Below are 19,123 nucleotides of genomic sequence, written 5' to 3' on the forward strand. Positions count from 1 at the left end.
TGTAATGAGTTCTTCTATTTGTATTTTCACCCATCATTATCACCCGCAACTTAGTGGAATTGGTAATTTTGTCGATGGTCTCGCTCATGCCCTAGCTGCCCGCGGCGACAGGGTGGTTATCGTTACTAATGATTCAATGCGCGTAGGAGTCGGTCATTCAGTCGAAAACGGTCTCGAGATAATTCGGCTTCCATGTATTTCATTGCTTGATGGAAGGCTTCCTCTTCCCAAAAAAACCGGCGATTATTACCGGCTCCTGCAAAGCCTTGATGATTATGAGTGGGACGGCGTACTTATCAACACGAGGCTTTTCCCCCTCTCACTCGAAGGGCTGAAGTTTGCTGTGGATCATAACACTAGGGCCGTCGTTCTCGACCATGGTTCAGCGTATCTTTCTTTCAATCAGCCATTCCTTGATTATTTTGTGCGCCGATATGAGGATTGGATTACTGATCGCGTAAAGACGTTTGAACCTGATTTCTATGGGATTTCTTCTAAAAGCGTTGAATGGCTTCAGCATTTTAATATCGGTGCAAAGGGTGTAATATCGAACTCAATCAATGCTTCAATTTATAGGAGCATCTCTTCGGGTAGAGATTTCCGATCAGAATTAGGTGTCCCTCAGTCATCTTTAGTTGTGGCTTTTGTTGGGCGGTTTATTCCTGAAAAGGGAATTTATTCAATTATTGAGGCAGCTCGCGCAAAGGATATTACCAAGCGTGATATTTGTTTTGTTCTTGCAGGGGATGGTCCGCTGGCCAATGAAGTCAAGGAAGCCTGTTCGTCGAACTTGTTTTGGCTTGGGAGATGTAGCGCAGAGGACATTTCCTCCTTACTTCAGCAAGCAGATGTGCTTTGTCTTCCAACTCGGTCCGAAGGCTTTTCGACGGTACTTCTTGAGGCTTCAGCTTGCGGAACGCCTGCTGTGGTAACAGATGTGGGAGGCGCGCACGAGCTTATTCCAGATGATAGCTACGGCACGATAATTCAGTCCATGTCATCTGATGAGGTGGTTTCGGCATTATGCAGGCTTTTTGATGATCGAAAGCTGCTTTCTCTACAGTCTCGAAACTCTAGGGCCCTTGTTGAAAATCGATATAGCTGGGACGCCACTGCTATAGATGTCGAGAAGGCGTTTTGTATTTGCTAAGTGATACTTGGCTGGCTTTTACTTAGCTTTTGAGTGAAGTTGGATCTAAGACCCGAATTTGTTATTGTCGACTTATCCTATTCGATTTTGTCTTTAGTTGGAGATGCACGTTTTGAATAATCCTGCAATTAAGAAAAGCGAGTACGCGCTTGCCATCTTTGGGCTGGGACTTCTTTTGTTAGCTGTCGCGACATCATTGCACTATAAGAATTTAAATCTATTCATTCTTGAACTCTTTTGCGATGTCGTTGCTGTTGCGTGCTTATATTTGCAACCGAAATCACAGTCGAGCGGTGATGCTATTCGTCAGATAACCGTTCTCGTCGCGTCCAGTATCCTCAGCAGCTTTCTGCTAGTTTTCATCATATTGGCTGGCGCGAAGACGTTTGGCCCCTTCGGTCTTGGTGCATGGAATATCTCAGGTCTGGTTATATGCTTTCATTTAGTTTTAGCGTTCCAGGGAATTGAGCTTTGCTATGGCCTGATGAAGAGCTTCGTAACCTCGGTTAAGAAAACTGATGCTAAGAAGTGTTTCTTTTATTTGGCGGTTTTTGTTGGCTTTGCTGTTTTAATCGCTTTTATTGGCATTCCGCTCGATAAGTCAAAGACGGTGTTGTTCGCGTCTGCTTTGCCCATTACGGTTTTGATCGGATTGATTGCTATTAATGGGGGCATTTCTTATCTGAAGCCCGAACTGTTCGCTTTCGCATGCATTGTCTCAATTGGTCTATCCGTAATTATTTGCTTTCCCGTTACAAATTTTTTGACATGGGATGATGAGGTCCACTATGGAAATGCAAACAGTTTTTCCTACCTCACAAATGCTGAAATAACAAATTCTGACCGAATGATAGTCGAGCAGTTTTATATGGGGGACGGCTTTAGTTTGGATGCAGCTTTGGGTAAGTACCCAATAGATGAAACAAGAGAGTTTAACCGTGGCTCTGTTGAGCAATTGGTCAGAGAGGCTGATAAAAATGATTTAGCTGAAGGTATCGAACGTTTTAATTGTTTTGATAGTGTGGCTCTTTCTAAAATTGCCTATATTCCTTCATCTATCGGCCTTTGTTTGGGTCGCTTGCTTCATCTCCCATTCTCTATCAAATTTGCATTGGGTAAAATTTTTAATTTGTTTGCGTATGCAGTTATCTGCGGAATCGCAATTCGTATAGCCCCTTGCAGAAAATGTCTTTTCACTTGTATTGCGTTGTTCCCGTCTGCTGTGTTAATGGCAGCCAGTTACTCGTATGATCCCTGTGTGATATCGTTCAGTTTGCTAGGAACAGCTCTTTTGTTGAAGATGCTTATTTCTGAAGAGGATATTTCTGCTAAAACGTTCTTCGCATTTCTACTATCTTTTGCAATCGGGTTTGCAGCTAAAGCGATTTATTTTCCCTTATTTGGACTTGCGCTTTTAATTCCTGCAAATAAATATGTTTCAAGCAAGCAAAGACGTATCTTGATTGGTACTGCTCTATTCGTTTGTGCCATTATGATCCTATCTTTCTTGACGCCATATTTCTCATCTGTCGTAAATAATATTTCTGATGCACGTGGTGGCTCCGAAGTCTCTACGGCTGGTCAAACGACGGGAGTGCTTGCAAATCCAGTTGGAACTATAGCTGTAATCTCGAATTTCGTTTTTGGATCGATGCTGACCCCGGCGTTTCTCAATTCAATATCAACGAATATGGCTTATCTTGGGGACGTGTCTAATCTGTTCCCATGGCTTTCGTATCTCCCCATCATGCTGTTTGAAGCTATTTGCATTATTGATAATGAAAAAGATACTAAAATAAAGCTTAGCCGTTGCGGAATTGTTTGGACTCTATTCCTGGTTCTTGCTACTTGCCACCTAGTTGCTTTGGCTCTATACATCGCTTTTACAGGAGTTGGAAGCCAGACAGTTGCGGGTGTCCAAGCGCGATATCTCATACCTTTGATAATACCTTTTGCCTGTCTATTGCTCAGGTTCCCTATTTACTGCGATGAGGAGGTGAAGGCTAAAGTTACAGCCTTTATGCTCGGGGCTCCATTTGCGCTGCTGTATTTTGTGATGTTCGAGCTTCTGTATATCCGTTTTTTCTAAATTAGCGATATAGGTCATGGTTATAGTAGGAGTGGGCAATTAGTTGGATTCGATTGGATCGAATGGGACGGCGTTGAGGGTTCGCTCAGGACATGCGCCCCGTATTTGAGGCAGAACTGCAAGGGGTCCTTTTCCTGCGGTGATGGATGGGGACTCCATGTGTGCTCTAGTTGAGCAAGCTAAATATCTAAGCTTGAGATGTAACTTTCTAATGGTTAGACAGGATACAGTAAACTTAAGTCTGAGTTAAGCTATGCGTTGGACTGTAAGAGTCGCAAATTCTTTGGGCGTCGCTAAGAGCCAACTGTTTTTGGAATGGATGAATCTCGATTGTCTTTTACTTCAACGACATGTTCAAAAGGACATCTGCGTGTTCTCGTAATAATTCCTGCCTATAACGAACAGGAGTGCATTCTCAATACCGTTGCAGCTATAAAAGCTGCGGGTTATGACTATGTCGTAATCAACGACGGCTCACAAGATACAACGCTTGAGCTTTGTCGAGAGCATGGTATCAACATATTGGATTTGCCGCAGAACCTTGGTATCGGTGGAGCGGTCCAAGCGGGCCATAAATATGCCCAGAGATTTGGCTATGATATCGACATTCAGGTTGACGGCGATGGCCAACATGATCCTTCTTATATTCCTGAGCTTGTAAAGCTGATTGAGAGCGGTGCGAGTTTGGCGATAGGCTCTCGATTTCTGGTTGAGACTGATGGTTTTCAATCAACTTTTATGCGTCGTGTTGGAATCAGGTGGCTTTCATTTTTGCTCGAGTTGCTTACGGGTAAGGTGGTCACCGATCCCACTTCTGGCTTTAGGGCCTGCAATAAAGATGCTATCGACCTGTTCTGCAAGAGTTATCCTGATGACTACCCGGAGCCAGAGTCGATTGCTTTGGCTATGAAGCTTGGTCTTCCCGTTATGGAAGCGCCTGTAAAGATGAATGAGCGCCAAGGTGGACGTTCATCTATCGGGGGCTTCTCTTCCGTCTACTATATGGTCAAGGTTACGTTAGCCATTGTCCTTGTGTGCTGGGTTCATAGGGGAGACAAATAATGAATCTTATTTTGAGGATTGGTGCGGCCCTCTTTTTCGGCGGATTCCTCGTCTATGTTTTACGTCTCGTGTCCAACGGAAAGATGCTTCTTAAGTACTCTTTGCTGTGGATTTTGATGTGTATGGCGGCCTTGATCTGTGATTTATGTCCTCAGATTATTTATAGTTGCTCAACAGCTATTGGGTTTGTCAACCCGGCCAATTTCCTTTTTTTGGGTGCAATCGTGCTGTTGCTTGCAATCTCTCTGTCTCTTAGCGTTGCCGCGAGTCGTCATGTTTTGGCGATCAAAAACCTTACTCATAGGATTGCCCTGCTCGAAAAAGAGCTTGAGAAAAGGTCTGATCATGAATGAGCTCAATACATGGTTTGATTCAGTTCCTTCGGCTATCCCTCATTAGGGCTCCTAAGTTTGTGCACCATTGATCGCGCTCGACTGCTGGTTGTGGATTGTCTAACAAATAGACAATCCCTATGTTGAGTGTCTTATCGTTTTATCTGGTGCAACGTATCAAGCGAGTTGTCTTGCATATTAATTAATTTGGGAACTGCATCTCTGGGTCGACTGCATCTGGATATTCAAAGGTTAATTTGATTTGGCGAGAAGAGAAAAATGATGAAAAATCGACATCTGAGTTTAATCAGCGTGGTTTGTCTAACATCTATTTGTTTCATCTCTCTTTTATGGCCCGCAATCGCATTTTCATTAACTGAAGATTGCGTGGCTGAAGGCACTGATGGCTCTTTGGTTCAATCGGGTCAGGAAGCATTTGGGACATCAGGTAGCGATCGTTTGACTTTGGATTCCGATAATTTCAAAGCATCTATCGATTCGTCGATATATGAATATACTGGCGATGTGATTACTCCTGATGTCTCTGTTTTGACTGCCAGCGGTTCTGTGCTAGCAAGCGGAATCGATTATGAAGTCACGTATTCAGATAATGTTGCCCCTGGCTGCGCCACTATAAGAGTGAATGGGCTAGGGAATTACGCCGGCGTTACCTCTCAACTGTCGTTCCAGATCGTTCGTTCCTCTGATAATAACATCGCTCTTCCTGGTTCTTGGGCCTACCAAAACGGTAAATGGTGGTGGAGATATGAGGCTGGTGGTTGGCCGTCAAACTGTTTTCTGTCCATTAGAGGGGCGGAGTATTATTTTGATTCCGAAGGTTATGCAGCTACTGGCTGGAAATACTTGAACGATGGCTGGCATTTATTTTCTAACTCCTGTGCACATTTGAAGGGATGGGCTGCCACCGGTGGGCGCTGGTTCTACCTTGACGAGACATCGGGTTCAATGAAGACCGGCTGGGTTTTAATTGATGATAGCTGGTACTATTTGGACAGTTCGGGCGCTATGCAGACCGGGTGGTTACTCCTTGGCAATACTTGGTACTGGCTTGAGCCTTCTGGATTAATGGCTACGGGCTTTAGGCTTGTTAACGGCTCTTTGTATCATTTTTCCGAATCCGGTTCTATGAGCTCCGGTTGGTTTATTAACGATGGGGCATGGTATTGCTCCAACGCATCGGGAGAGATTCGTACCGGGTGGTTTTACAATGGTTCTAGCTGGTATTTGCTAGACCCCAATAATAATGGCGCCATGCTGGAAGGATTTCAAACTGTAAATGGCTCCATTTATTATTTGGATCCGGATAGCGGCGGTGCATTAAAGTGCAACACTTGGGTCTTCTCACAAGATGAAAACGTATATTATGCGTGCAGCAGTGGTGCGATTGTGCTTTCGGGCGTCAAGGACGGCGCGGGTGGAATTAAGCTCAGGGATCCCGAGGGAAAGCCTGTCGCTGGCTGGTATTGGTCCTCAGCTGCACAGGTGTGGTTTTACACAGACTCAGATGGGGTTCTGCAGCGCGGTTGGCGATTCATTGACGGTAGGTGGTATCACCTCGACAACGAATCCGGAGCCATGAATACTGGCTGGTTCCTCGATGATGATGGAACGTGGTACTACCTTATGTCTTCTGGACAAATGGTAAATGGCTGGAACAGAATTTGAGACTCCGAGTATTTCTTTAATGCCTCAGGTGCTTGGGTGGAGCCTGAGCACTCCGCGCGCGCCTCCTTGCAGTCCCAGATCGTTAATCGTTGCCATAGCGTTCCTTCTCCTGGGGCGGGACTGTGCTCGGAGTGGGTTAGCCATGTGTTTTACCCCGTGCTGGGGTCATATCCCAACGGCGACGCATGCGACATGTTCTGGAATTGGTGTTACAGCCGAGATATATCTCAGCTTAAAGTTGGAATGATCGTTGCGGTCCCTACGCATACTCATACAAGTGCTGGTGCCCGCTGGGGCCATATTGCTATTTATATCGGAAACGGTATGGTTATGGATAACATCGGTTACATCAGGACAACATCACTTGCTTGGTGGCTGAACTACTACCACACTACCGCTATACCACAGTGGGGCTGGGTTTTAAATACGCCTTTGGAATGATGCGGATTCTGGCCAGCATGCGGAATCAACGCCTGCTTGTGTATCGAATCACAAACGCTTCTTAACTGTATATCATGTATGGAATGCAATTATTCATAGTAAGGGAATCGAGGGTTGACCCTCGATTCCCTTATCTATTAGTCGCATTTTAATAAGGCTAAAATTAGAAAGCGCAGAATTAAGCTAACACTTTATAAATGATAGTAGCGATTTCCGGGTTCTCCCACGCTGAAATTTGGGTTAATGTACGGATCGCCTTCGACATAGTATTTTGCCCAGCGATAATTCATGTATGCGACTTCTTTGTGGAACCGAATCTGCTTTTCCGTATTGTTTTCAACGCCTCTAGAAATCGACTCGTAGTGATAGAGCTCGACTTCGGGCGTGTATACGATCAGGTCGTTAATCTCGCGTAGCTTTAAGCAAAAGTCAACATCATTAAATGCAACTTGAAGCTCTTCGGTGAAACCTCCGACTTTCTCATATTCGCTACGCTTGGTCATTATGCAAGCTGCAGTGACAGCGCTGAAGTCTTGTTGCGCATCGTTGAGTGCAAAGTAGCCCCAATTATTCCTTGGCATGCTCTGGCAAAGATGTCCCGCCACGCCGCCAGTGACGCATAGGCCCGCGTGCTGAATGGTGTTGTCGGGATAGTAGAGTTTTGCACCGACTGCGCCAACATCCTCACGTGCGCAGATGCCAAGCATGGTCTCGATCCAATTGGGCGTAATTACCTCAGTATCGTTATTCAATAGCAAGAGATAGTCGCCCTTGGCGTGAGCAACGCCAAAGTTCATGAGCTTGGAGAAATTGAATTCGTGTTCCCAAGTTGCAAGACGAACGATGTCAGGATATTTTGCTTGCAACTTATCGTAATAATCGAACGTTGCCTTTTCTATGCTGTTGTTTTCGATTATGACAAGCTCATAATTGTCATATGTTGATTTCTCAACAATTGACGTGATGCAGTTGTCCAGAATGTCGGCGTGGTCTTTAGTTGGAATGATAATTGACACGAGTGGATGGGAATCTGGCACAGCGTAGGTTACTTTATATGTAAAGGGACGACGCGCTTGTTCGACCTTCGCATTGAGCCCAAGTCTGTCCAAATGACTCTGGACCGCTTTGATACCTGCGATAGTGGCATACGGCTTGCTATCGGCATTTGCTGCGGTGGAGGTCTCGCTTAGGCGCCAGTGATATAGAACCTTTGCAACATGATGAACTTTCCTTGCCTTTTCCACGGCGCGGAGAGTCAGATTATGATCCTGTGCTCCATCGAACTCTTTCGTGTTCGGTTCTAGAGTGTCAAGCAGGGACTTACGGATAGTAAGCATGTGGCAGATATAGTTGTTATTTCTGAGCAGATCGATATTGAAATCCGGTTTAAAGAACGGCTGCGCTAGTTTCCCATCGGGCATGAGTTTGTCTTCGTCGCAATAAAGAAGATCGACTTTATCATCGTTTTCTATTGCCTCGGCATATGAGAACAACAAGTCCGGTTCAAGAATATCGTCATGGTCAAAGAAGCTAACGAAATCACCCGAAGCGATGGCAACGCCGGCGTTTGTGTTTTCGGAAATGCCCTTATTCTCGGTAAGGTTAATTGATTTAATTCTGTTGTCGTGGGCCGTCTCCTGCTCAACGCGAGCCTTTAGTTCCTGATTGTCAGGACTTGCATTAACTAGGATGAGCTCCCAGTTTGCATAAGACTGGTTTTTTACGGATTCGGCCATATCGTTAAAGAACGAAATGGGTGTGTTGTATAGAGGGACAATAATGCTGAACTTCGGAGCGCTGTTGAAGACGATTTTTCTCTGTTTCTCCAGAGCGCCGATGGTTGCCTTATGTTCCGTGAACCATTCGGGGTATTCAGGGTCAAACTGCGCATGGGTAAAGAGAAAGTTGGTCTCCTCAAGAAGCAAGCCTAATTTATCGGGCGTTAAGCAGTCGAATGCACTGAATGATGGGTGATTTTGATCGTCAATAACAAAATAGTAACGATCGAACGCTTTTGGCATACGAACCGAGAGCTGCGTTTCAAGTTGCTTTTTCTCAGATGTAAATCCAACGCTTGTTACATTCGAACCGAAATTGACGATGCTCAAATCAACTTCATTGAGGGCTCGATCGAAACAACGAAGTTTGATTTGCGAGTCGCTACGATAAGGAGTTCTCACCGTGCACCTAAGGATATAGTCGCTTGAATCTTCGATGCACTGCCAGAAATCAATCGTTGCCATGTCAAACTCTGAAACGTCATCGTAGTTTCGGAGTTTGCTGCACATGTCAGGTTTAATTTTGTAGTTAAGGCGCGACTCCCATTTGATGTTCTTGCAATTTAGCGAAAGGGAGTCGCTGCTCAGGGTGCGACCGTCTTGGCCGATTTCGCTAAACTCAATTTTGATGGTGCGAGCATCGGGATCGGGGACTACAAGGACGTATGAGTTCGAGTCACAACTATTGTCCCGGAATTTTAGGAGGGATAAAGGTGAGCGGCGGTTATCGTCTGTAGCCGCCTGGGCTGTTACGCTGGAGCCTTTATGGATGCCTTCAATCTTAAGCTGCTGGTAGATTTTCCAGTTTCCTCTGCATACTCCGGTTGTTTCGACTCGCATTGTTTGCCTTTCGTTTGTTGGACACTGCTCATTGTACTTTTTCATTTGTTGCCTCGCTAGAAATGCAGAAAGAGTTGCGTGTTTCTGCTGTCCGATTTAAATAAGAAGACGGGGAGGTTGCTGCCGGTGCGTATAATTTAATTAACTATGCATCTGTAATCAGCGGCTTTTGCTCAACGATTGTCAATCGAGAGGATTTTTATGAAAGGCATCATCCTCGCCGGCGGGTCCGGCACCCGCCTGTACCCGCTCACGCTCGTGACCTCCAAGCAGCTGCTGCCGGTCTACGACAAGCCCATGATCTACTACCCGCTTAGCACCCTCATGCTGGCGGGCATCCGGGACATCCTGGTCATCTCCACGCCGACCGACCTGCCCAACTTCGAGCGCCTGCTCGGGGACGGCTCGCGCTACGGCGTGAACCTCTCCTACGCCGAGCAGCCGAGCCCCGACGGCCTGGCGCAGGCCTTCACCATCGGCGAGGAGTTCATTAACGGTGAGCCGTGCGCCCTCGTGCTCGGCGACAACATCTTCTACGGCAACGGCCTGTCGCGCCACCTGACGCGCGCCGTCCAGAACGCCGAGTCGGGCCGCGCCACGGTCTTCGGCTACCACGTGGACGACCCCGAGCGATTCGGCGTCGTGGAGTTCGACCGCGAGGGGAGGGCCGTCTCCATCGAGGAGAAGCCCGAGTGCCCCAAGAGCTCCTACGCCGTCACCGGCCTGTACTTCTACCCGGGCGACGTGGCCGCCAAGGCGCACAGGGTGGAGCCGTCGGCCCGCGGCGAGCTCGAGATCACCACGCTCAACCAGATGTACCTGGAGGAGGGGACGCTGTCCGTCGTGACGCTGGGCCGCGGGTACGCGTGGCTGGACACCGGCACCATGGAGAGCCTGCACGAGGCCGCGGAGTTCGTCCGCGCCGTGGAGCACTCCCAGGACCTGCCCGTGTCCGTGCCCGAGGAGATCGCCTGGGAGAACGGCTGGATCACCACTGCCGAGCTCGAGGAGGCCGCCAGGGCCTACGGCAAGTCGGTCTACGGGCAGCACCTGAAGAAGGTCGCCGCCGGCGAGATCGTCAACAGCCCGCGCGAGTACTAGCGCAAGCTTGTTTTCTTTTAGGGGCCACCGTTTATCTGGTGGCCCCTTTCGTTATGATTACGTTGACCATAAAGACAATATGATTGGGAGTGGATGTGTTAAGCGTCTACTTTGGCGATATGCCAGAAGCGATTTACAACACAGCGACATATTTCAAAAACTCTTACCGGTCTTCTTGGATTACGAATCCCTATGCAGTCTCGATAATTAAAGATGTCGATCGATCGGATGTTGTCTCCGAAAACGTCATCGAAAGCCCTGTGCTTGGATCCATCTCCCCACTCCAGCTTTCTGGTGGCGTGAAAACGCTGCTGCTTATGAGATTTGATCGTAAGCAAATTTTTAACGCTTCTACCTGTGGTGACAACTGTGCCAAGTGGATTCTCGACATGGCGAAAGATCGCAAGCTCGTTGTGAATCTCTATCATGTGATGGACTTTGGTCGCGAGGATTTTAAAATTAAAGTCGTGAATAGCGGCCGAATCGTTCACAACATGGCCGAATTGATTCACGAGTCGATTCCGTATCTGTAGGTACTGCTTATGAACGGTTCGCATCTCGTTAAGATTTCCCGCCGTAGGGGAACCAAGTACACATTTACCATCAAGCGGAACATCACTATTGTGCGTGGCGATAGCGGCACGGGTAAGACGACGCTGTTTGACATGGTCGCAGACTACATGCGAACGGGCGAGCAGTCGGGCGTTTCCTTGCAATGCGATTGTCCCTGTGTCGCCCTGACCGATTATGATTGGCGAAACCAGCTTTCGTCCGTTCATGACTCGATTGTATTTGTCGATGAGGGCTTAAAAGAGATCCATTCTGATGAGTTTGCCCATCATGTGCTGTATTCCTCGAATTATTTCGTGCTGATCTCAAGGGCTGATTTCCCCAATCTTCCGTATAGCGTGGATGAGATTTACAAGATTAAGACGAGCGGAAAATACCATTCTTTCGTCCCTGTTTATCAAGATCGCGGGAATCATCGTTATGCTATTTCCCGGTCGGCGCCAAAACGGGACATTACTTACGTGAAATAACTGGGGATTCGGTTTTTCACTACGACAAAGACTGCATTCCGGAGGCGTTTTGTAGGGGAAGTAATTCTGCGAAGGTCATGGCTCTTATCGCATGCCGAAATGTCCGATAGTTTTGTTGAATAGTGCCGCGGCGTCACTTCCTGCGGCATACTAAAGAAGCTGTACTTGCTTCAGATTGGATTTTCATGTCTGAGATTTTTGAACCTAAGAACATCATCGTCACGGGCGGCTGCGGCTTCATCGGCAGCAACTTCGTGCACTACGTCGTGAACAACCACCCGGGCGTCCACGTCACCGTCCTGGACAAGCTGACCTACGCCGGCAACCCCGAGAACATCGCGGGGCTGCCCGAGGACAGGGTCGAGCTCGTCGTCGGTGACATCTGCGACGCGGAGCTGCTCGATAGGATCGTCCCCGGCCACGACGCGATCGTGCACTACGCCGCCGAGAGCCACAACGACAACTCCATCGCCGACCCGGAGCCCTTCCTGCGCACCAACGTCGAGGGCACCTTCCGCCTCCTGGAGGCCGTCCGCAAGCACGGCATCCGCTACCACCACGTCTCCACCGACGAGGTCTACGGCGACCTGGCGCTCGACGACCCCGCCAAGTTCACCGAGGAGACGCCGTACCACCCGTCCTCGCCGTACTCGAGCACCAAGGCGAGCTCCGACATGCTCGTGCGCGCCTGGACCCGCACCTATGGCCTGCGCACCACGATCTCCAACTGCTCCAACAACTACGGCCCCTACCAGCACGTGGAGAAGTTCATCCCCAGGCAGATCACCAACATAATCGACGGCGTGCGCCCCAAGCTCTACGGCCGCGGCGAGAACGTCCGCGACTGGATCCACACCGAGGACCACTCCTCGGCCGTCTGGGACATCCTCACGAAGGGCGAGATGGGGGAGACCTACCTCATCGGAGCCGACGGCGAGAAGAACAACATCACGGTCCTGCGCATGATCCTCGAGGCCATGGGCCGCGACCCCGAGGACTTCGACTGGGTCGCCGACCGTCCCGGCCACGACCGCCGCTACGCCATCGACAGCACGAAGCTCCAGCGCGAGCTCGGCTGGAGGCCGGCGCACACCGACTTCGCCGAGGGCCTGAAGCAGACCATCGACTGGTACGTCGAGAACGAGTCCTGGTGGCGCCCGGCCAAGGAGGCCACCGAGGCCCGCTACCGCGCCCAGGGGCAGTAAGACCGCATCCCGGCGAACCGCACCGCGGGGCGCCCGCGCGGGGACGCAGGGCATGGGGATGACCCTGCGTCCCCGCGCGGGCGCCCCCGGTTATCCAACCTCTTCGATAGGAGCTTTTCCCACATGGCAGACATCGCATTCGAGAAGGACCTCTCCGTCGCCGAGACCGGAATCGAGGGCCTCAAGGTCGTCGACCTCGCCGTCCACGGCGACTCGCGCGGCTGGTTCAAGGAGAACTGGCAGCGCGCCAAGATGACCGCCCTGGGCATCCCGGACCTCCGCGTCGTCCAGAACAACATCTCCTACAACGACAGCCGCGGCGTCACCCGCGGCATCCACGCCGAGCCCTGGGACAAGTTCATCTCGGTGGCCCGCGGCAGCGTATTCGGCGCCTGGGTGGACCTGCGCGAGGGCAGCGAGACCTTCGGCAAGGTGTTCACCTGCACGCTCGACCCGAGCAGGGCCATCTACGTCCCGCGCGGCGTGGGCAACTCCTTCCAGGCCCTGGAGGACGGCACCGCCTACACCTACCTGGTGGACGCCCACTGGTCGCTGGAGCTCAAGAGGACCTACACCTTCGTGAACCTCGCCGACCCGGAGCTTAACATCCAGTGGCCCATCCCGCTGGACCGGGCCACCGTCTCCGAGGCCGACCTCAACCACCCGATGCTCAAGGACGTCGTCCCCATGGCGCCCAAGAGGACGCTCGTCACCGGCTGCAACGGCCAGCTGGGCCGCGCGGTGCGCGCGCTGGCGGAGGAGCGCGGCGTCGCCAAGGACTTCGACTTCTGCGACATCGACACCTTCGATATGTCAGACCCGGACGCCTACACACAGTACGACTGGTCGCTCTACGGCACCGTGATCAACTGCGGCGCCTACACCGCCGTGGATAGGGCGGAGACCGCCGAGGGCCGCGCCACCGCCTGGAAGGCCAACGCGACCGGGCCGGCGCTGCTCGCCCGCACCTGCGCCGAGCACGGCATCACGCTCGTGCACGTCTCCTCCGACTACGTCTTCGACGGCACCGCCGAGGTGCATGACGAGGACGAGCCCCTCAGCCCGCTGTCCGTCTACGGCCAGACCAAGGCCGCCGGCGACATCGCCGCGGCCGGCTGCCCCCGCCACTACATCATGCGCTCCAGCTGGGTCATCGGCGAGGGCCGCAACTTCGTCAAGACGATGAAGGGCCTGTCTGACCGCGTCGCCGACCCCGAGGACGGGCTCGAGCAGGTCACGGTCGTTGACGACCAGCTGGGCCGCCTGACCTTCACGCGCGACATGGCCGAGGCCATCTTCCACGTGCTGGGGACGCACGCCCCCTACGGCACCTACGACTGCACCGGCTCCGGCACCGTCAAGTCCTGGGCCGATATCGCCCGCGCCGTCTTCGAGGCCGCCAACGGCAACGGGGACAGGGTCGTGCCGGTATCGACCGCCGACTACTACGCGAGCGCCGAGGGCCCCGTCGCCCCGCGCCCGGTCCACTCCGCGCTCGACCTGTCCAAGCTCGAGGCTGCCGGCTTCCACATGCCCGACTGGGAGGAAGAGCTGGGGGAGTACATCAAGACGCTCTAGCCGCTATTAACTTTTCGAGAGTAAAAGCCGCCGTTCTTTAACGGCGGCTTTTCTTGTTGGTGGCTATCTGCGCAGTGGTGCCAATAGTATTTTGCGGAAGATCTACCTCTCGCTTGGCATGGAAGTAGGGTGGCCGGGCTGGTCGTCGTAGGCGTATTTGCTGTACACGTTGACCTCCCACTGCTTTTTTTCGACCTTTGCTACAGAATCTAGGATGAAGCCGGTCGCAAGGCTCAGGCCGCACAGGAACATAAACGAGGCGGCGAGCATAGCGGTGGGGAAGCGCGGGACGAGGCCGGTCTGGAAATATTCGACAACGATGGGCATGCCCAGGGCGAGGCCGAATACCGCGAACAGAAGCGCAACGAGGCTGAAGAACTTCAGCGGGCGGTAGTCCTTGAACAGCGCGCCGATCATCGCAACGACTTTAATGCCGTCGCTCACGGTGTTGAGTTTGGACTCGGAACCCTCGGGACGGTCGCGGTACTCGATGGGCACATCTTTGATGCGCCAGCGGTGGTCGACGGCGTGGATCGAGAGCTCGGTTTCGATCTGAAAGTCCTCGGAAAGCACTGGGAAGGTTTTAACGAACGGGCGGCTCATGGCGCGGTAGCCTGTCATGACGTCATCGAAGCTGTAGCCATAGATCCACTTGATCATGGCGCGGACCAGATTATTGCCAAAGCCGTGGAAGGCACGCTTGTTCTCCTCGGCGTAGGTGCCGTTGGAAAGGCGATCGCCTACGGTCATGTCGGCCGTGCCGTTAAGGATGGGCTCGCAGAGGGCCTTGGCCGCCTCGGCGGGGTAGGTGTCGTCTCCGTCGACCATCAGGTAGCAATCGGCGTCGATATCGCGAAACATCTGGCGGCACACGCTGCCCTTTCCCTGACGGGGCTCAAAGCGGACTGTGGCGCCGTGCTCGGTGGCAATGCGTGAGGTATCGTCCGACGAGTTGTTGTCATAGACATAGACCGTCGCCTGCGGAAGCTCGCGGTGAAAGTCGTCGATGACTTTGCCGATCGTGAGCGCTTCGTTGTAGCAAGGGATGATGACGGCGATGGATTCAGAATTCACTTAATGCTCCTTATACATTCAATCTCAATCCTAGAAAGTATAGCCGTTTGGGCCTGGCATCCTAAGATGTGGGTTAGTTCTCCAGTTTTGTTGCGCGAATCGTTTGCATGGCCGTCGGGTCTATACTGTTCGTTTGTCAACGATTACGAGTAAAGGAGTTGCATCCGTGTCGGATCAGACAAAGCAACAAGAAACTCGCAGTCTGCCTGCGACGTTTGCTAAGAACGAATTTGAGAAGGACGCGTTTATCCTTCGTCAGCTGGTTACCAAGGATTTTAAGATCAAGTATCGCCGTAGCGTTCTGGGCGTCGCATGGTCGGTGCTCAACCCGCTGCTGATGATGATCGTCATGGCCATCGTGTTCTCGACGATTTTTGGCCAGGGCCGCAATGGCTCAATGACGCCCGAGATGTACCCGCTGTACTTGATCGTGGGTAACATCACCTTTGCCGTCATGTCTGAGTCTACTAACCAGGCCCTGACGTCGATCGTGGGCGCTGCCCCTCTGCTCAAGAAGGTTAAGGTGCACCGCTGGGTTTTCCCGGTGCAGAAGGTGCTCTTCTCGCTGGTCAACTTTGCCTTCTCGCTGGTCGCCGTCGCCATCGTCATGCTGTGGTTCCGCGTTATGCCTTCTTGGCACCTGATTCTGTTGCCGGTTTGCCTGCTGCTGCTTATGTGCTTCTGCATGGGCCTGGGCATGATGCTCTCTGCCCTTACGGTCTTCTTCCGCGACGTTATGCATCTGTGGAGCGTCGTCATTACGGCGTGGACTTACATTACGCCCATCTTCTGGACGACTGACTATATTGCGCAAATGCCGCATCTCGTGCGTATCTTGATGTATGCGAACCCCATGTTCAACTACCTGCAGTTTATGCGCGATATCTTCCTGTTCCAGACTACGCCCTCGCTTATGACGTTTGGTATGTGCGTCGCTTGGGCGGTTCTTGCGCTTATTATTGGCTATACCGTGTTCCATAAGTCCGAGCGCAAATTTATCCTCTACATCTAAGGAGTGCTGTGATGACTGAATCTGTTGTTGATTACAGCGAGCAGCCTCTGGCTGTCGAGGTCGACGACGTCACCATGATCTTTAACATGGCGTCCGAGTCGCTGACCAACCTCAAGGAGTACTTCATTAAGCTTGCCAAGCACGAGCTGTTCTTTGAGGAGTTTAGGGCGCTTAAGCACATCTCGTTTGATATTCATCGCGGCGAGGTTGTGGGTCTGGTCGGCACCAATGGCTCCGGCAAGTCTACGATGCTCAAGATTATCGCTGGCGTTCTTGAGCCTAGCGAGGGCAGCGTTAAGGTGCACGGTAACATCGCGCCGCTGATTGAGCTTGGCGCCGGCTTTGACCCCGAGCTGACCGCCCGCGAGAACATCTATCTGAACGGCGCCCTGCTCGGCTATACCAAGGAGTTCATCGACGCCAACTTTGACGGCATTATCGAATTCGCTGAGCTGCAGAACTTTGTCGATATGCCGCTCAAGAACTTCTCCTCGGGCATGGTGGCGCGTATCGCCTTTGCAATCGCGACGATTACCGAGCCCGATATTCTGATCGTTGACGAGACGTTGTCCGTCGGTGATGTGTTCTTCCAGCAGAAGTGCGAGGCCCGCATCCAGCACTTTATCCAGAGCGGCGAAGTGACGGTTCTGTTCGTTTCGCACTCCATGGAGCAGGTTGAGCGCATCTGCCAGCGTGCCGTTTGGATTGAGAAGGGTGACCTTCGCATGGACGGCCCGGTCAGTGAGGTCTGCAAGGCGTACCGTGAGCAGTTCAACTAGGTTATAATTATTTGCGCCTGACAGGCTTGCGCTTGCTTTGGCGTGCGGTTATTTGCTCCATTAGCTCAGTTGGATAGAGCAGGGGACTTCTAATCCCAAGGTCGACGGTTCGAATCCGCCATGGAGCACCATCGTTTATTAAGCCCGGACCGCTTGGTGGTCTGGGCTTTTTCACATGCCGGTGTTCTTTGTTCTTGCCGGGTATACGTTTAGGCCGAAGCCGTGGCGTGAGCTGCTATTGTGCTGCTGATGTGGATTGGTTATACGGCGCGCCAAAGGGGGCTGGAGCCGAGCGTGAGCAAGCCTCTGCTTATGACGCTGCCAGCATCGTGGTTCTTCGCGTCAATCGTACGCTGTGCCTGCGATATTGGATTGGCGTACGTGATCAAGAAGGCGTAACAAAAGCGGGGAGGACCAACTTGGCCCTCCCCGCTGTATCTAGTCTGCCTTCAGGCACTCGGGCAAGACGTTTGCAACTGCATTCATCGCCTGCGGCCTCAGGTACTGCTCATTGAGCTTTGCCTTTCTGTAGGCGTAGCGAGTGTCTGCCGAGTATTTGATCAACACATCGGTGAAGAACCGCTCCCAGCTCAGATAGTCGCGGCTTTCGATATAGCTTGAGGGATCCTCGAGGATTTTTAAGATATCGTTACTGGGAATGAGGCCAGATTGCAGGAGTGTCCACTCGAATGATTCGGGGAGGAACAAGCGTACGTTCTTGTAAACGCGCTGTCCGAGCACCTTTTCGATGTAGGGACCAAATGCTGCTCCGTCTCCAATAGCAAGGATGTTTTGCTCGGGACATTCGTGAATCGTACGTTTTAGATTCGCAACGCCGGTGGCGGTATAGCAGGGGATCCCGAGTCGGTTGCAAAGAGCGTCGTAGAATTGATAGCCAGATTTGCTATCCTCGACAACTACGGCGTCGGGTACCTCGAATCCAACATTTAGATCCTGATACAGCATACTTGCCGTGTGGTCATATAGCGGCTTGGTCACCGAGTAGAAGCGCCTGTCGCTCTTGCGGCCATTGATTGTTTTACTTGTCGTGTTGACTAGCTTCAGGATCTCATCAACGCTGTAGGGGAGCTCGTTGGCATCGCGACGAGATATCAGAACAAAATAGTTGGACGAGCCGTTGACGGCTTTGGCGAAGTCCTTTGAGTAGATAAACTCGTTACCCTCATCTAGAAAGACGATTGAATCTTCGATGATCGATAGCTCGCGCTCCCAGCGTCTGCCGGAAAGCGTTTCGCAAGGCACGTCGCAACTGAGTGCAACGCCGCTTTCCGGTCCTCGGTCGTTGTAGTCGCGAATCATCGAGATGAGCGTCGTTTTACCCGTGCCGCTGTTGCCGCGTATAAAGGAAATATTGCGCTTAAACGTGAGTGTGTATTTGACCTTTGCACGCTCTACGACAACGGTATGCGTTCCCTTCATTACTCATCAACATCCAAAAAGTCATTCGTGGCGCCGACAAACTCCTGCATGTTTCTGACGATGCGGCCATCGTTTTCAATGCGGATTTCAAAGCTCTTCCAGGGGAATTTCATGATGTGGAATAAGGTCACCATCACATCCTGCTCTTTGCCGATCTTGAGTAGCCAGCGGGCACAGTTGTCTCCGCAGGTGGATGCGTTGAACACCATATTTGGGAGATTGCGCACCAGCAGCAGCGTCTTAACGCCGCCGGACAGTTCGAGTGGGGTGATCGAGCCCAGCTGTTTGCTTACGATGTTGTGGGGACCGATGAGCTCTGATCCGTCCACGCTTTTAATAATCTGTGCGGCCATAGGGTCTTCGAACCATGAGTCCATGTATGAGTTCCTAAAATAGGTTTCGGTATCGTAGATGGAACCGGGGTAATCCCCCAGATGGATGCTTAACATGCGCGTCTCCAGACGTTGTGTGACTGCAATGATTATATGCCAGTAATAAAGTGCCGCCAGTAGCGAG

General features: G+C 51.6%; 16 protein-coding genes and 1 tRNA gene. 13 read left to right on the top strand and 4 right to left on the bottom strand.

Annotated elements, in window-relative coordinates; translation table 11 throughout:
• Positions 1-4 precede the first annotated feature (4 nt).
• From AAAV44_RS00450 to AAAV44_RS00470, 5 genes are all read left to right on the top strand, one after another.
• Positions 5-1,150: a glycosyltransferase family 4 protein gene (locus AAAV44_RS00450; RefSeq protein WP_117786524.1), complete on the top strand. Its 1,146-nt coding sequence runs from the start codon at positions 5-7 to the stop codon at positions 1,148-1,150.
• A gap of 112 nt (positions 1,151-1,262) precedes the next feature.
• Positions 1,263-3,239: a DUF2142 domain-containing protein gene (locus AAAV44_RS00455; protein WP_158564980.1), complete on the top strand. Its 1,977-nt coding sequence runs from the start codon at positions 1,263-1,265 to the stop codon at positions 3,237-3,239.
• A 330-nt stretch (positions 3,240-3,569) separates the two neighbouring features.
• Positions 3,570-4,301 carry a glycosyltransferase family 2 protein gene (locus AAAV44_RS00460; RefSeq protein ID WP_229025531.1) on the top strand — a complete coding sequence of 244 codons (732 nt, stop codon included), beginning with the start codon at positions 3,570-3,572 and terminating at the stop codon, positions 4,299-4,301.
• Positions 4,301-4,654 carry a DUF2304 domain-containing protein gene (locus tag AAAV44_RS00465; RefSeq protein WP_117786521.1) on the top strand — a complete coding sequence of 118 codons (354 nt, stop codon included), beginning with the start codon at positions 4,301-4,303 and terminating at the stop codon, positions 4,652-4,654. Before AAAV44_RS00460 ends, AAAV44_RS00465 begins: the two co-directional genes overlap by 1 nt.
• A gap of 258 nt (positions 4,655-4,912) precedes the next feature.
• Entirely contained in the window at positions 4,913-6,319 is a 1,407-nt protein-coding gene (locus AAAV44_RS00470; RefSeq protein WP_349114014.1) for a hypothetical protein, read from the top strand.
• A 632-nt stretch (positions 6,320-6,951) separates the two neighbouring features.
• Here AAAV44_RS00470 and AAAV44_RS00475 read toward each other — a convergent pair.
• Entirely contained in the window at positions 6,952-9,423 is a 2,472-nt protein-coding gene (locus AAAV44_RS00475) for a glycosyltransferase family 2 protein (protein ID WP_349114015.1), read from the bottom strand.
• Positions 9,424-9,579: 156 nt separating this feature from the next.
• On the opposite strand from AAAV44_RS00475, the gene rfbA reads away from it, so the two are divergent.
• The 5 genes from rfbA to AAAV44_RS00500 all read left to right on the top strand — a co-directional run bounded on the left by rfbA (position 9,580) and on the right by AAAV44_RS00500 (position 14,302).
• Positions 9,580-10,479, top strand: a complete 900-nt coding sequence (rfbA, locus tag AAAV44_RS00480; RefSeq protein ID WP_349114016.1) for a glucose-1-phosphate thymidylyltransferase RfbA — start codon at positions 9,580-9,582, stop codon at positions 10,477-10,479.
• Between the two features lie 95 nt (positions 10,480-10,574).
• Entirely contained in the window at positions 10,575-11,012 is a 438-nt protein-coding gene (locus AAAV44_RS00485; RefSeq protein ID WP_117790449.1) for a DUF4869 domain-containing protein, read from the top strand.
• Positions 11,013-11,021: 9 nt separating this feature from the next.
• Complete coding sequence (locus tag AAAV44_RS00490) at positions 11,022-11,519, top strand: Fis family transcriptional regulator (RefSeq protein WP_349114017.1); 498 nt, start codon at positions 11,022-11,024, stop codon at positions 11,517-11,519.
• 185 nt (positions 11,520-11,704) lie between these two features.
• A complete protein-coding gene (gene rfbB, locus AAAV44_RS00495; RefSeq protein WP_349114018.1) occupies positions 11,705-12,724 on the top strand; it encodes a dTDP-glucose 4,6-dehydratase in 1,020 nt (339 codons plus the stop codon).
• 123 nt (positions 12,725-12,847) lie between these two features.
• A complete protein-coding gene (locus AAAV44_RS00500) occupies positions 12,848-14,302 on the top strand; it encodes a sugar nucleotide-binding protein (protein ID WP_349114019.1) in 1,455 nt (484 codons plus the stop codon).
• Between the two features lie 102 nt (positions 14,303-14,404).
• On the opposite strand, the gene AAAV44_RS00505 is transcribed toward AAAV44_RS00500, so the two are convergent.
• On the bottom strand, positions 14,405-15,376 hold the full coding sequence (locus AAAV44_RS00505) for a glycosyltransferase family 2 protein (protein ID WP_349114021.1): 972 nt from the start codon (positions 15,374-15,376) through the stop codon (positions 14,405-14,407).
• A 166-nt stretch (positions 15,377-15,542) separates the two neighbouring features.
• Between AAAV44_RS00505 and AAAV44_RS00510 the strand changes: the two genes are divergently transcribed.
• From AAAV44_RS00510 to AAAV44_RS00520, 3 genes are all read left to right on the top strand, one after another.
• Positions 15,543-16,388, top strand: coding sequence for an ABC transporter permease (locus AAAV44_RS00510; RefSeq protein WP_022094778.1), 846 nt, complete (start codon positions 15,543-15,545; stop codon positions 16,386-16,388).
• A gap of 11 nt (positions 16,389-16,399) precedes the next feature.
• The gene (locus tag AAAV44_RS00515) at positions 16,400-17,167 is read left to right on the top strand and encodes an ABC transporter ATP-binding protein (RefSeq protein WP_349114022.1); all 768 of its coding nucleotides are present in this window, start codon (positions 16,400-16,402) and stop codon (positions 17,165-17,167) included.
• Between the two features lie 54 nt (positions 17,168-17,221).
• Positions 17,222-17,298: transfer RNA gene (locus AAAV44_RS00520), tRNA-Arg, on the top strand.
• 307 nt (positions 17,299-17,605) lie between these two features.
• Here the strand turns inward: AAAV44_RS00520 and AAAV44_RS00525 are convergent.
• A complete protein-coding gene (locus tag AAAV44_RS00525) occupies positions 17,606-18,607 on the bottom strand; it encodes a hypothetical protein (RefSeq protein WP_349114024.1) in 1,002 nt (333 codons plus the stop codon).
• Entirely contained in the window at positions 18,607-19,056 is a 450-nt protein-coding gene (locus AAAV44_RS00530; protein WP_349114025.1) for a DUF4869 domain-containing protein, read from the bottom strand. The genes AAAV44_RS00525 and AAAV44_RS00530 overlap by 1 nt, the downstream gene beginning before the upstream one ends.
• Positions 19,057-19,123 lie beyond the last annotated feature (67 nt).

Origin of the sequence: Collinsella sp. CLA-AP-H1, assembly GCF_040092945.1 — a bacterium.
In the GTDB taxonomy this organism is placed as follows: domain Bacteria; phylum Actinomycetota; class Coriobacteriia; order Coriobacteriales; family Coriobacteriaceae; genus Collinsella.